This window comes from Rhizobium sp. BK289, assembly GCF_014193575.1.
Classification (GTDB): domain Bacteria; phylum Pseudomonadota; class Alphaproteobacteria; order Rhizobiales; family Rhizobiaceae; genus Rhizobium; species Rhizobium tropici_C.
In genome coordinates this window covers 447,305-461,080 of record NZ_JACHZO010000001.1, presented here as the reverse complement: position 1 = coordinate 461,080, position 13,776 = coordinate 447,305, and the positions used below count along the sequence as shown (strand labels likewise).

The following is a 13,776-nucleotide window of genomic DNA, read 5'->3' as shown; positions in this document are numbered from 1 at the left end:
CCTTCGCTGTGGTCTTATTGGACCGGCTTCAGACGCAGCAGATGCATGAGACGCATGCGGTTGTTGTCGTGGTTTTCCGGGTTCATCACGGGATCCTTGTCCGTGACCCAACCGGTGAAACGCTTGCTCGAATATTGGTACCAGGTCGGGCCGTTGAAGACGGGAACGACCGGGAAATCGTCGGCGATCAGCACCTGAATATCGTTGAAGATCTTCTTATGATCATCATCGGAAGACGACTTCAGATATTGATCGAAGAGCGCATCGAGCTTCGGGTTGGAATAGCGTGCCGCGGCGACGGTGAGCTTGCCGGCATAGGCCGTCGACAGGCTCTGATAATAGCCCTGGAACGGGGTTGCGCTATCCGCACGCGAGTTCATGACGACATCGAAGCTGCCATCGAGAAGCTGCTTGCGCCACTGCTCGTATTCGGGCGTGGTGACCGAGGCGTTGATGCCAGCGGCGCGCAACCCTTCGACGGCGATCTGCACTGCGTCAATCCAGTCGGTCCAGCCGTTCGGTACGATGATCGGGAAGGTAATCGGCTTGCCGCTCGGCGTGGTGCGGAAACCATCCGCACCCTTCTTGTAGCCGGCATCGTCGAGGATCTTGTTTGCCTTGTCGGTGTCGAAGCCCATGAAGGCGTCCTTGTCGCCTTCGGCTGCCTTGTTTCGCCAGCTTTCGAAGCGCGGCGGCAGGCCGCTGGCATGCAGGTTGACGACGGGGTAGCCGAAGCCGGCAATGTCGACCATCGACTTGCGATCCATCGCCAGGCTGAAGGCATGACGGAAGTTCAGGTCCTTGAAAGCCTCGAGATTACCGGCATTCGTGGATTTGAAGTTCATCTCGAAAGCAACGGTTTCCGCCGGCGGCTGCCAGTAACCATTGTGCTGCGGGTCGAGCGCGACGAAGGTCTTGTCAATCTGCGGCAGGAACGAACCGATCCAATCGACGGTGCCTTCCGGCAGCAGCGCCAGCATCTGGTCATTACCCGAAATCTGCGGCAGACGCAGGCAATCGACATGCAGCGATGTGGCATCCCAGTAGTTCGGGTTGCGGCACTGCTCATAGACTTGCGGCGTAAAGCGGCGAACCTCGGTCATCGGGCCGGAACCGACGGGCTTCTCGTTCTTGAAGGCGACCGGATCGGGAACGTCTTTCCAGATATGCTCGGGTACGACGGCGAGATCGGCCAGCGATTCGGGGAATTCGGAATTCACAGCCTTGAGGTTGATCTTCACCTGCGTTGGCGACGGCGCTTCGACGGAGGCGACCGTCTGGCCGACACCGACGGTATCGACGGCCGGGTTCTTCAGCATCAGATCGATCGTGTATTTCACGTCGGCCGAGGTCAGCGGCTGACCGTCCGACCATTTCACGCCCGGACGCAGCTCATAGGTGATCGACATCAGATCGTCGGAAAACTTGTAGCTGGTCGCAAGCCGCCAGACCGGCTTGCCGCCATCATTGGCGTTGAAGATGACCAGCGGTTCGTAGATGAAATCCATCGTGCTCTGGCGACGACCGGCCAGATCGAAGGGATTGAAGTTGCTGACCCAGCTGGTCTGCTCCTCGATATGCATCGTCAGCACGGATTCCGCCGCCGAGGCGATGCCGGAACCGAATACCAGCGAGGCGCTCAGTGCCGCCGCGGCCGCCCAAGGCGTCCGGTTTAAAAGATTGCGCAGTGTCCTTTTCCTCATTCCCATTTGTCGTTCCCTCTCGTTTTCGAGTAGTCAATCAAATTGATTTAATCGTGAGTTTTGAGACTCGTCAATCGCTGATTGGAAATCAACAGGGATGGATTGGACCTAATGGGCGCAGTCGCCGATGAGGCGGCGATATCGGGCGATTGGGATTGGGGAAATCGTTGCGGTTCGCCGCTGTCTGCAACGGCGGAGCGAACAGGGCATTGATGCCGCATACCGATGATATGGAAACGCCACCTTGATGCCGACATACAGAGAGCCGGCATCGAAAGCGCGGGAGTTAGGCGCGGCAGAAATTTATCGAACGGCCGTCACCGCGGCATTCGCGGATATGACGATGCAGTCGCCGCACCTTTGCGATCGTAATCGCAAAGCAATCTCTACTCAGTCGAGCGGATTGTAAGCCACGACATCCATCTCGACCTTGACATCGACCATCATCGGCGACTGGACAGTGGAACGCGCTGGCGGGTGATCGATGAAATGTTTCTCGAACACCGCGTTGAAGCTCGAGAAATCGCGGGCATCGTCCAGCCAGACATTGACCTTCACAACGTGCTCGAGCGTGCAATCGGCGAGGGCAAGAACATCCTTGATATTGGCAATGACCTGCTCGGTCTGGGTCACGATATTGCCGACGACGATTTCACCGTTGATGGTCGGCACCTGGCCCGAGACATAGACGAAATCGCCGGCGCGGACTGCCTTGGCGAAGGGACGGCGCTGGCCACCGGCCTGATTGTCGGCAACATCGAAACGGATCAGTTTGTTCCTGCTCATGATTGTTCGGTCTCTCCTTGTTGTCGAAGCCGCGGCCGCCAGCGCCTCACCACTGTAAGGAGCGGCCGACTCCCGGAGCACCCTCATTATCTGCCGCGGCACTGTCAGACCAGATCGTTTCGTGTCAATCTCCGCGGATTGCACCTTGTTAAAGTAGAGAATGAAGTTTTTCATTTATGGAAATGATCATAATTTCAAAAATTTACGGTAAAATCCTGGAGTGCCATTTTGATGCAAAAGCGAGAGTTTGCAGAGCGGAAATGCGATCCCAAGAGCATATCGCGTCCTTTTGTCTGGCCCTGCCCCGATTGCCTTTCCTCCCTTCCGCCTGATAAGACAGGGCATATTTCGTCATATGATTGATTGACATTGAGGAGGAGTTGTCATGGCAGAACTCGCGCAATTGCTTGCGTCCATCCGCATCCCAGATCTAGCCGGAAAACGGGTGTTGATAACAGGGGCTTCGACCGGCATCGGCGCTGCCGTCGCACGGGCCTTTGCCGCGCAGGGGATGAAGGTCGGCCTTCATTTCAATGCCAGCCGCGAACCGGCGGAAAAGCTGGCGGCAGACATCGAGGCCAGCGGCGGCGTGGTTCATCTGATCCAGGGTGACGTCTCGCAAGGCGGCGAGACCGAACGCGTCGTCACGGACGCGGCCGAAGCGCTGGGCGGCCTCGATGGGCTGGTCAACAATGCCGGCGGCATGCTGGGGCGGCTTCCCACCGTCGACATGACCGATGAACATTACGACCGGGTGATGAACCTCAACGCCCGCTCCGTGCTCGCGGCGACCCGCGCGGCCCACCCATACCTCAAGCAACAGGGCGGCTTCGTGATCAACACGACCTCGATTGCCGCGCGCAACGGCGGCGGCAACGGCGCGATCCTCTATGCAGCCTCCAAGGGGTTTGTCTCGACGATCACCCACGGCCATGCCAAGGAATTCGTCAACGACAAGATCCGGGTCAATGCGGTCGCACCTGGCGTGATCGCGACGCCCTTCCACGAGCGCTACACCAACGACGAACAGATGGAAATTCAACGCAAGACGATCCCCATGGGTTTCGTCGGTACGCCGGAGGATTGTGTCGGCGCCTATCTCTTCCTCGCCTCGGCAACGCTGTCCGGCTATATCACCGGCCAGGTCGTCGAGGTCAATGGCGGCCAACTCATGCCGTAACAGCCAATCGACTTCATGCGCCGGACAATGCTAGTCTTATCCGGCGCTACGGCCCATCCGTCGCAGAAAATGGAGCGCGCGCGAGATGGCAAAGACGCCCATTCAGAACAACATCAAGACCTCGGTGGAACTGACGCATCCGGAGCGGGTTTACTGGCCCGATGACGGTGTCAGCAAGCAGGATCTCCTCGATTACTACGCGCTTGCCTGGCAGCGGATGCAACCCTTCGTCACCAATCGCCCCCTCGCCCTCCTGCGCTGCCCCGACGGCATCGATGGGCCGAAGTTTTTCCAGAAACATGCCTGGAAGGGCATCAATCCGCATATCGAGGAGATTGCCGATCCTGAAGACAAGGATGCGGCAAAGCTTTTGAAGATCGAAGACTTCGACGGACTGGCTGCCCTCGTTCAGTCGGCGGCGCTGGAAATACATCCCTGGGGCACGACCATCCGTCACTGGGAAAAGCCCGACATGATCATCATGGATCTCGACCCGGGCGAAGACGTCACCTGGGGCAAGGTCACCGCTGCGGCGAAGGAAATAAGGGAACGCTTTTCCGCCCAGGGATTGACCTCATTCATCAAGACCTCGGGCGGCAAAGGCCTACACGTCGTCGCATCCCTTACACCACAAGCAAACTGGCAGCAGGTCAAGGAGGCAGCCGAGACGATGGCGCATTCCATGAGCGCCGATAGCCCGCAGACATATTTGTCGGTCGCCAGCAAGGCGAAGCGGACCGGCCACATCTTCGTGGACTACCTGCGCAACGGCCGCGGCAATACCGCGGTCGCCCCTTATTCGACGCGCGCAAGAAAGGGTGCCGCGGTTTCGATGCCGATCGGCTGGGAGGAGTTGGACGGCAAGATCGGCCCGGCTTCTTTCACCATTGGCAACGCAGCCTCGCGTTTGAGCCGATCGAGCGCCGATCCCTGGGCCGATTTTTTCGCGGCGGCATCGCCGCTCAAAGTCTGACGCTATAGAAGAAACGGGACTAGTGCCGGCGTGCTCGCTTTATAGTCGGCATAAGCCGAACCGAAAGTCTCACTCATCCAGCTTTCCTCGATGGATACGCGTCGCAAAACGGCATAAAGCACCGCGACGATCGCAAGGACGGCTGCGATATCGCCGCGTGCGATGGCCGAACCGACGATGGCGAGCATCAGCCCGGAATAGATTGGATGGCGGACAAGAGCGTAGGGTCCGGAACGGATCAGTGCGTGATCTTCCTTGAGGGTAATCACCCCGCTCCAATTGCGACCGATGTGGTAGCGGGCCCATATCGCGAAGAGGAGCCCGACGAAGGTCAAAGCCGCACCGATCATATAGAACGTCAGATCCTGCGGGATTAGGCGAAACCGCAGAGGCCCCAGCCAGGAAGGATTGACCGCCAGAAAAAACGCGCCGATCCAGATCGGCGCGGTATTGCCAAGCCGCGACAACGGATCTTCCTGCCGCACGGTTTTCTTGCCGCCGAAGGACGCAAAAAACCAGATCAGCAGCCAGATGATCCAGCACGCGGGAATGAATTGATAGAGGAGCATCGCTCACGCCATATCTTTATCCAGCTCCGGATAGTGCCGGAAAATGCCGTCCTCGTTGAAGGGGATGCGGCGATCGGATTGAAGATAGCGAGCAATATTGGGCAGTTTCATGACAGCGGCATGCAGTGCCGCCAAGTGCGGATAGCGACGGTCCAGATGTGCGGTCGCGCGCGGAAAGGCATAACGCAACCCCTCATAGATCTGGAACAGCGAGAGATCGACATAGGTCAGGCTCTTGCCGAAAATATGGTTCGGTCCGTCCGGATTTTGCTGCAGTACCCGCTCGAAATATCCGAGGAACTTCGGAATACGATTGTCGATGAATTCGGCGGCGCGAGCCTTGGCTTCTCGCTTCTGGTCCTCATAATATTTCGAAATGGCTATAGGATGATGCGTATCATGCACCTCGGCAACGAGATCGGTGATCGTCAATTGCAGGCCATTCAACACATGACGCTGTGCTTCGTCCTTTGGTGCAAGGCCGAATTTCAAGCCGAGATACATCAGAATATTTGCCACATGCGGAATGATGACGTCACCGTCCTTTAAAAACGGCGGAGCAAACGGGATATTGGACCCTTCGCCATTTTCCATGATCGCCAGCATAGCCGGCATTCCCTGCCCTGCGCTCGCCTTGCCACGGCAGATATCGATATAGTCGGCGCCGGCCTGCTCCAATGCCAGCCGGACGAATTCGCCACGTCCCTGGATGCCGTCCCAATAGTAGAGTTCATAAGGCATTCGGCTTTCCCTCCCGAGAATTGAATAGGCTACCAGCGACGATCGGCGTGAATCACCGGTTGGCCTCGCGCAGAAATCCATATTCCGGAACGGAAGGGTGTCGACGATCGCGAGCCGACGAAATGACATCACCTCACCGGTCAATGCGCGCCAACCCAGAATTCGGCATTCAAGCGCAGCCTATGAATGCGCTCGGTGTTCATGACGTTTACGTGTCGCGGCCGCCTTCTTTGCGGAAGCGGAGCGTTCCGACGCCGGGCGTTTTGCGGCGGCGCGTCCGCCGATCTTGCCGCCCTTCTCGGAAGATTCATGACTTTCCGCATGGCCGCGGCCCGAGCCGGACTTTTTGCCGCCGCCGCTTTCTTTGTTTACGGTCGCCCACGCGCGTCGTTCCGCCTCTCCATGCGAGACACCGCGGTCTTCATAGCCTTCCTCGATATGCTCGGCCTTGCGTTTCTGCTTGTCGGTATAGGCCGATTTGTCTCCTCGTGGCATGATCTTTCTCCTTACTATGGAAGAAAGAGCAACACGTCGTCACGGAAAAGGTTCCGATACCTGGCCGGGAGAATTGCGATTGGCCGAAAACGGCCACAGGCGCCGATCGTGCTGCCGCGTCGCCCGGCGTTTGGCTGATGCCGGGAAAAACATGCCGACGGAACGGTCGATGATCAGGATGAGGATCAGCGCCGCCACAAGATAGATCGCCGCAAGTACGAGAAGGGACGTCACCTCAATCACCCCCCGGCACTGCCGCCAAAACGCAAAAGGCAGTATGCTGTGACGATCGTAGTACCAGTCATTTCCAGATCATCGATATGGCTGCAGCTCATTGCGTGGCTCCCTTTTCACTTGGTAGCATCGCTGTGTGACAGCTATTTCGCGATCAGGCCCCAAATGACCGAAATTATTGCGAATATTTCTCCTGCAACAGCCCAAAAAGAGAGGCGGCTCGATGTCTGCCATCGAACCGCCCCGGTCTTTGCCGTACCTCTAAAACCAGCGCGCCCTACGCCTTTGCAACTGCGGCTTTCTTCGATGCCTTCTTTGCCGTCGGCTTGGCGACCACCTTGGCAGCGGCGGCGGTCGGCTTGCGTTTGGCTTTGGGCTTTGCTTCGCCTCCGATAGCGATCGCGGCACTTTCGTCGAGCGCGATGCGTTCACCGCTCGCCCGTTCCCAGTGTTCGACATCGCGCCCGAAGGGATGGCCCTCCTCCTCCCAGATGGCATATGCGCGCTTCTTGATCCATTCGTCCCGAGATTCCAACATCTGCTGTTCTCCGTTCGCATCATTGAACATGGTTTCGATGAACAATGCCCGTTCTTGAAACGCGGGCTTTCACGCCTCCCCCGAGCATCCGAGACGCCATGGCCTAAAAAATGCCAGGCTTGTTTTCTTCGGTCTCGGCTCCCGAACGCAGTGGCGCTTCAAACAAGAAACAAAGTTACCGTGGGGGACGGTAGCGAAGCAGCCGAAGCACCCTAAGTATGAAGGCGCCAACAACTGTCTTCAATTAAAAATATCTAATAGGATGAGTTTTAGCACCATAATCGGCCAAAGATCTGCAATCGCAAGCCAGCTCGTTGCAGCTTTTGCGGGCAGAGATATACTCGCGCCATGATCGACCTGGTGGATGCCCATTGGGGCCAAGTTCTCGCTGTCCTGTCCATTGGGTTGGGGGCAGCCGCCGCGATCCATGCGGCAATGACCAAAGAGGATGTTCGCGCGGCGATCGGCTGGGTCGGTGTCGTGATCCTGTCGCCCATCATTGGCGCCGCGCTCTATGCTTTTGCGGGCATCAACCGCATCCGCAGGGCCTCGCTCAGTTCACAGCGAGATGCGCTTTTTCGCAAGGATGCGAACGGAGAACTCTCCAGCTTCGATGCCGAGGACGACCGGGTGCGGCGGCTTTTCGGCGAGCGTTTCGGCTCGATGAAAACGCTCGGCGACCGCGTCGTCCGCTATACGATGAGCACCGGCAACACGATCGAAATGCTGACCAGCGGCGACGCCGCTTACGGGGCAATGAAAGCTGCGATAGATGGCGCCGAACGCAGCATCCTGATGGAGACCTATATTTTCGATCGCGACCCGATCGGCCTGCGCATCGCCGACGCCCTGATCGCCGCCGCCAAACGCGGCGTCAGCGTGCGCGTGCTGATCGATGCCGTCGGCGCCCGCTATTCGGTGCCAAGCATCATGGGCTATCTCAGTCAGGGCGGCGTCGAGGTCGACGTCTTCAACGGCAATGTCATCATGGGCCTCAGACTGCCCTACGCCAATCTGCGCACCCACCGCAAGATTCTGAGCATCGACGGACGGATCGCCTTTACCGGCGGCATGAATATCCGCCAGGGATTCACGCGGGAATTTGCCCATGACCATTGCGCCCGCGACATGCATTTCTGCGTGACAGGCCCGGCGGTTGCCGATCTTTTCAATACAGCCGCCGAGGACTGGCGCTTTACCACCGGCGAGGTCCTCAGCGGAAACGAATGGCGGATTGCAGCGCCCTCCAATGAGCCGGGAGCGGCTGTCTTCATGCGGGTGGTCGCTTCCGGCCCGGACCGCAGCGTCGAGACCAACCACAAGATGCTCATCGGTGCCCTGTCGGTTGCACATAAATCGATCCGCATCATGTCGCCGTATTTCCTGCCGGATCGGGAGCTGATCAGCGCGCTGGTCACGGCAGCCCGGCGCGGCGTCGAGGTCGACATTGTCGTGCCGACCGCCAACAATCTCGTGCTTGTCGACCGTGCCATGACGGCGCAGTTCGACCAGATGCTGAAGAACTATTGCCGCATCTGGCGCGCCGAAGGCCCGTTCAATCATTCCAAGCTGCTGGCGATCGATGGAATCTGGGCCTATGTCGGCTCCTCCAATCTCGATCCCCGCTCCCTGCGACTCAATTTCGAAGTGGATCTGGAGGTGCTCGATCGCGGTTTCGCCGGCACGATCGATGCTCATATCGGCGCAATCCTGGAAACGGCGCGTCCGGTCGATCTCGAAAAGCTCCGGGCACGTCCCTTCGTCGTCAGGCTCATCGAGAAGGTTCTCTGGCTCGGTTCGCCCTATCTCTGACGGTCGAGCCCATAGACAATCTATCCCTGTCGCAGCCTTTTTACATGACAAGGCCGATTATCGCTTCTTATACTCCCATGCATGTGTCCGACATGATCTGATCAAAGAACGGTCGACGGATAGATGAAGAAAAAGAAAGAAAGTCTCCGTGCGAGCATTCTGGAAAGCCTGAAGAGCCGGAACAAATCGCGCGCCAAGCCGGTCGGCAAGCCTGATCGCCCTCAGGGCACGCTGATCGCCTCCTATAATGTCCATAAATGCGTCGGCGCCGACCGGCGCTTCGATCCGGAAAGGACCAGCCGGGTCATTCATGAAATCGATGCCGACGTCATCGGCCTGCAGGAGGCCGATACGCGTTTCGGCGAACGCACGGGCATCCTCGATCTGCGCCGGCTCGAACGCGAGACCGGGCTTACCCCGGTGCCTGTCGCCGGCGTTACCAAGGCACATGGCTGGCATGGCAATGTCGTTCTTTTCAAACAGGGCACGGTGCGCGACGTGCATCAGATAAGCCTGCCGGGGCTGGAGCCGCGCGGTGCCCTGATCGCCGAATTGGAACTGGCGCGTGGCGGAAGCATCAGGATCATTGCCGCGCATCTTGGCCTGCTGCACCGGTCGCGGGCGCAGCAGGCCCGCCTGATCGTCGACCTGATGAGCGATGGCGGCGAGGTCCCGACCATCTTGCTCGGCGACCTCAACGAGTGGCGGCTGGGCGATCGCTCATCGCTCAACACCTTTCAGGCCGCCTTCGGCCCGCTTCCTCCCGCTGTTCCGAGCTTTCCCTCGACGCTGCCGCTTCTGGCGCTCGATCGCATCATGGCAAACCGCCGCGGCATGATCTCGGCGGTCGAGGTGCATGACTCGCCGCTGGCGCGCGTGGCTTCCGATCACCTGCCCATCAAGGCCGTGGTCAGTCTGGAAGCGCTCGACTTCGACGCCCGGGCGCATTCACAGACTGCCTAAACGCTATCGACATGCTTCATGTTGATCCCACCGATATATGTGATGACGGGCGACGGACCATCTTATAGGCTCCCCGCCGAAATGACCGATCCGGGAGACAATCATGCTGAAAACTCTGTTGCTGACCGGCGCCGCCGGCGGTGTTGGCCAGGCAATCCGGCCGCTTCTGCCGCAGATTGCCGAGAGCGTTGTATTGTCCGATCTGACGCCGATAAACGATCTCCGTCCGAACGAGCGTTTCGTCGCCTGCGACCTTTCCGATCGCGGCGGCGTCGATGCCATGGTCAAGGGTGTCGACGGCATCATCCATCTTGGCGGCATCTCGGTGGAGAAGCCTTTCGACATGATCCTGCAGGGGAATATCGTCGGCCTCTATAATCTCTACGAGGCGGCGCGCGCCGCCGGCAGGCCGCGTATCGTCTTTGCGAGCTCCAACCACACGATTGGCTTCTATCGCCGCGACGAGCGGATCGACAACAAGGTGCCGACCCGACCGGATTCGCTCTATGGTGTTTCCAAGGTGTTCGGCGAAGCGGTCGCGAGCCTCTACTTCGACAAGTTCGGCCAGGAGACGCTTTCGGTGCGCATTGGCTCCTGCTTCCCCGAGCCGCGCAATACGCGCATGCTGGCCACCTGGTTCAGCGTCAGGGACTTTCTTTCCCTTTGCGGCTGTGCTTTCGATGCACCAAGGCTCGGGCACACGATCGTCTACGGCGCCTCCGACAATGACGAACAATGGTGGGACAATAGCAACGCTGCCTTCCTCGGCTGGAAGCCGCGCGATAGCGCAGCGCCGTGGCGGGCCGAAATCCTATCGAAAGCACCGCCGGAGGATCCCAATGATCCGACCGTCATCTACCAGGGCGGCGGCTTCGCCTCGGCCGGCCATCCGGAAGACTGACCCTCAGGCAATTCCAGGAAAATTACACTGCGGCTTTCCTGGAATTGCTGGAAAACGACGAGACGGAGCGGTTCAGAGATTCCGTGAAAAACTGAACCGCTTCAGCTGCCGTCGCGAAACAGCTTCCAGCGTGTCGGCCTGAAGGCGATACGGTTGCGATCCAAGGCATCCGCCTTGTTCGGCGGCAGCTCGATCTCGATAGGATCGTGCTCGGCACCGATGTTGATCTCAAGATGGCGGGTGCCTGCCACGCGCCTGCTGGCAACGAGCAAACCTGCAATCGCGCCGCCATCGCCGTCGCGGATCTCGATATCGTGGGGTCGGAAATAGAGATAGGCTTCGCCATCAGGCTCATGCGGCGTGCTGAGCCCCAGCGGCTTGTCATCGAACCAGATCTCGCCGCTGGTGATGCGCACCTTGAGACGGTTGGACTGGCCGATGAAGCCGTAGACGAAAGGAGAATTCGGCGAGTCGTAGATCTCGTCCGGCGTTCCGACCTGCTCGATAGCCCCCTTGTTGAGCACGACGACGCGGTCGGCGAGTTCCAGCGCCTCCTCCTGGTCATGGGTCACGAAGACGGTAGTATGGCCGGTCCGGTCATGGATTTCCCGCAGCCACTTGCGCAGGTCCTTGCGGACCTGAGCATCGAGAGCGCCGAAGGGCTCGTCCAGAAGCAGCACGTTTGGCTCGACGGCCATGGCGCGCGCCAGTGCAACGCGCTGGCGCTGACCGCCGGAAAGCTGGGCCGGATAACGCTTCTCTAGGCCGTTCAGTTGCACCAGCTCCAACAGCTCCAGGGCACGCCGGCGAATTTCATCGCGTGGCGGACGACGCGATGCCGAGCGGACTTTCAGGCCGAAAGAGACGTTGTCGAGCACGGTCATGTGCCGAAACAGCGCGTAGTGCTGAAACACGAAGCCGATATTGCGCTGCTGCACCGTCTTTCGCGACGCATCCTCTTCGCCGAAGAAGATCTGCCCCTCCGTCGGGGTCTCCAATCCGGCAATCAGGCGCAGTAGCGTCGTCTTGCCGGAGCCCGATGGACCAAGAAGCGCAATCAATTCGCTCGAGCGGATATCCAGCGACACGTCATGCAATGCGGGAAAGCGACCGAATTCCTTACGCAGGTTTTGAACGCGAACTTCCATCAAGAATTCCTTCAGTGACGCCGGCTGGCTGCGATCTCTTCGCTATAGCGCATTTCCAGCAGCGTCTTCAGTATCAATGTGACAAGGGCGAGCAGGGCCAGGAGCGTGGCAACCGCGAATGCCCCCGAAAAATTATATTCGTTATAAAGAATTTCGACCTGCAGGGGCATGGTGTTGGTTTCGCCGCGGATATGACCCGAAACGACCGAAACGGCTCCGAACTCACCCATGGCGCGGGCGTTGCAGAGCAGCACGCCGTAAAGCAGGCCCCATTTGATGTTCGGCAGCGTGACATGCCAGAAGGTCTGCCAGCCATTGGCCCCGAGCGACAGCGCCGCCTCTTCGTCCGCGCTGCCCTGCTCCTGCATTAGCGGGATCAATTCGCGCGCGACGAAGGGAAAGGTGACGAACATCGTCGCCAGCACCAGCCCGGGAACCGCAAACAGGATCTGAATGCCGTGGCCCTGCAGCCAAGGGCCGAGTGTGCTGTTCGAATTGAACAACAGCACGAAGACAAGGCCCGATATGACCGGCGACACCGAGAATGGCAGATCGATCAGCGTCGTCAGTAAGGCCTTGCCCTTGAATTCGAACTTGGCGATCGCCCAGGCGGCCGCAATGCCGCAGACGAGGTTCAACGGCACACTGATGCCAGCAACGATCAATGTCAGCCGGATCGCTGCGAAGGTCTCCTCGTCGACCAGAGCTCCAAAAAAGGTCTCGATCCCCTTGCGGAAAGCCTCGACAAAGACGGCGGCCAGGGGCAGGAGCACCATCAACGTCAAAAAGGCGAGCGAAATCAATATGAAGGTGATGCGCGCGAGCCGGCTTTCGGTGATGACGGAATGACCCGTTTCGGCAGCTGCAGAAAGATCATGCGCCATAGCCGTATCTCCTTCTGCTCCACGACTGGATGAGATTGATGATCAAAAGCATGGTGAAGGAAATGAACAGCATCAGCGTCGCAATCGCCGTCGCTGCGGAATAATTATATTCCTCCAGGCGAATGACGATGAGCAGCGGTGCGATTTCCGAAACATAGGGCTTGTTGCCGGCGATGAAGATCACCGATCCGTACTCGCCGGCCGCGCGCGCAAATGCCAACGCGAAACCTGTCAGCGCTGCAGGCGCCAATCCCGGCAGAAGTACGCGCGTGATCGTCTGAAAGCGGTTCGCCCCAAGGGTTGCCGCCGCCTCTTCGACTTCGCGGTCGATCTCCTCCATGACGGGCTGCGCGGTGCGCACCACGAAAGGCAGACCGACGAAAATCAGCGCGATGACGATCCCGACCGGAGTAAAGGCGATCTTGATGCCGAGCGGTGTCAGGAACTGACCGATCCAGCCATTCGGCGCATAGAGCGTCGTCAGTGCAATGCCGGCAACTGCCGTCGGCAGGGCGAATGGCAGGTCGACCATCGCATCTAGGATGCGCTTGCCCGGAAAGCGATAGCGCACCAGCACCCAGGCAAGGATAAGCCCGAGCACCGCATTGACGAGCGCGGCGATGAAGGCGCCGCCGAAGCTCATGCGCAGCGCATAGAGCGTGCGAACATCAAGAGCCAAAGCCCAGAATTTTTCCCAGCCGAGAGCGCTGCTCTTCCACAGCAAGCCCGACAGCGGAATAAGAACGATAAAGATGAGCCAAGCCAAGGTAACACCGAGCGCCAATCCGAAGCCCGGAATGACGCTCGGCTGCCGTAACCGCCACCGTTTGCGGGTTATAGAATGCATTC

At 59.0% G+C, this 13,776-nt stretch carries 15 protein-coding genes; 5 read left to right on the top strand and 10 right to left on the bottom strand.

Annotated features, from left to right (window positions below):
* Positions 1–14 precede the first annotated feature (14 nt).
* A complete protein-coding gene (locus tag FHT84_RS02130) occupies positions 15–1,709 on the bottom strand; it encodes an ABC transporter substrate-binding protein (RefSeq protein WP_112344839.1) in 1,695 nt (564 codons plus the stop codon).
* A 384-nt stretch (positions 1,710–2,093) separates the two neighbouring features.
* Positions 2,094–2,489, bottom strand: coding sequence for a RidA family protein (locus FHT84_RS02125; protein ID WP_112344838.1), 396 nt, complete (start codon positions 2,487–2,489; stop codon positions 2,094–2,096).
* Between the two features lie 385 nt (positions 2,490–2,874).
* On the opposite strand from FHT84_RS02125, the gene FHT84_RS02120 reads away from it, so the two are divergent.
* A complete protein-coding gene (locus FHT84_RS02120; RefSeq protein WP_112344837.1) occupies positions 2,875–3,669 on the top strand; it encodes an SDR family oxidoreductase in 795 nt (264 codons plus the stop codon).
* 85 nt (positions 3,670–3,754) lie between these two features.
* Positions 3,755–4,642: a non-homologous end-joining DNA ligase gene (gene ligD, locus FHT84_RS02115; protein WP_112344836.1), complete on the top strand. Its 888-nt coding sequence runs from the start codon at positions 3,755–3,757 to the stop codon at positions 4,640–4,642.
* Positions 4,643–4,644: 2 nt separating this feature from the next.
* On the opposite strand, the gene FHT84_RS02110 is transcribed toward ligD, so the two are convergent.
* From FHT84_RS02110 to FHT84_RS02090, 5 genes are all read right to left on the bottom strand, one after another.
* Positions 4,645–5,211, bottom strand: a complete 567-nt coding sequence (locus FHT84_RS02110; RefSeq protein WP_112344835.1) for an isoprenylcysteine carboxylmethyltransferase family protein — start codon at positions 5,209–5,211, stop codon at positions 4,645–4,647.
* A gap of 3 nt (positions 5,212–5,214) precedes the next feature.
* Entirely contained in the window at positions 5,215–5,952 is a 738-nt protein-coding gene (locus FHT84_RS02105) for a glutathione S-transferase (protein ID WP_112344834.1), read from the bottom strand.
* Positions 5,953–6,132: 180 nt separating this feature from the next.
* Positions 6,133–6,447 carry a plasmid stabilization protein gene (locus tag FHT84_RS02100; RefSeq protein ID WP_112344833.1) on the bottom strand — a complete coding sequence of 105 codons (315 nt, stop codon included), beginning with the start codon at positions 6,445–6,447 and terminating at the stop codon, positions 6,133–6,135.
* A gap of 39 nt (positions 6,448–6,486) precedes the next feature.
* Positions 6,487–6,681, bottom strand: a complete 195-nt coding sequence (locus FHT84_RS02095; RefSeq protein ID WP_112345202.1) for a hypothetical protein — start codon at positions 6,679–6,681, stop codon at positions 6,487–6,489.
* Positions 6,682–6,958: 277 nt separating this feature from the next.
* Positions 6,959–7,219: a DUF2934 domain-containing protein gene (locus tag FHT84_RS02090; RefSeq protein WP_112345201.1), complete on the bottom strand. Its 261-nt coding sequence runs from the start codon at positions 7,217–7,219 to the stop codon at positions 6,959–6,961.
* Between the two features lie 348 nt (positions 7,220–7,567).
* Between FHT84_RS02090 and FHT84_RS02085 the strand changes: the two genes are divergently transcribed.
* From FHT84_RS02085 to FHT84_RS02075, 3 genes are all read left to right on the top strand, one after another.
* On the top strand, positions 7,568–9,031 hold the full coding sequence (locus FHT84_RS02085; protein WP_112344832.1) for a phospholipase D-like domain-containing protein: 1,464 nt from the start codon (positions 7,568–7,570) through the stop codon (positions 9,029–9,031).
* A gap of 123 nt (positions 9,032–9,154) precedes the next feature.
* Entirely contained in the window at positions 9,155–9,994 is an 840-nt protein-coding gene (locus FHT84_RS02080; RefSeq protein WP_112344831.1) for an endonuclease/exonuclease/phosphatase family protein, read from the top strand.
* A 103-nt stretch (positions 9,995–10,097) separates the two neighbouring features.
* Positions 10,098–10,895 (top strand): NAD(P)-dependent oxidoreductase, encoded by a 798-nt coding sequence (locus FHT84_RS02075; RefSeq protein ID WP_112344830.1) that lies wholly within the window; start codon positions 10,098–10,100, stop codon positions 10,893–10,895.
* Positions 10,896–10,996: 101 nt separating this feature from the next.
* Here the strand turns inward: FHT84_RS02075 and FHT84_RS02070 are convergent, their stop codons facing one another.
* From FHT84_RS02070 to cysT, 3 genes are read right to left on the bottom strand one after another with little or no spacing between them, the layout of a single operon-like run.
* Complete coding sequence (locus tag FHT84_RS02070; RefSeq protein ID WP_112344829.1) at positions 10,997–12,043, bottom strand: sulfate/molybdate ABC transporter ATP-binding protein; 1,047 nt, start codon at positions 12,041–12,043, stop codon at positions 10,997–10,999.
* Between the two features lie 11 nt (positions 12,044–12,054).
* On the bottom strand, positions 12,055–12,927 hold the full coding sequence (gene cysW, locus FHT84_RS02065) for a sulfate ABC transporter permease subunit CysW (protein ID WP_162737012.1): 873 nt from the start codon (positions 12,925–12,927) through the stop codon (positions 12,055–12,057).
* Positions 12,917–13,774, bottom strand: coding sequence for a sulfate ABC transporter permease subunit CysT (gene cysT, locus FHT84_RS02060; RefSeq protein WP_112344827.1), 858 nt, complete (start codon positions 13,772–13,774; stop codon positions 12,917–12,919). Before cysT ends, cysW begins: the two co-directional genes overlap by 11 nt.
* Positions 13,775–13,776 lie beyond the last annotated feature (2 nt).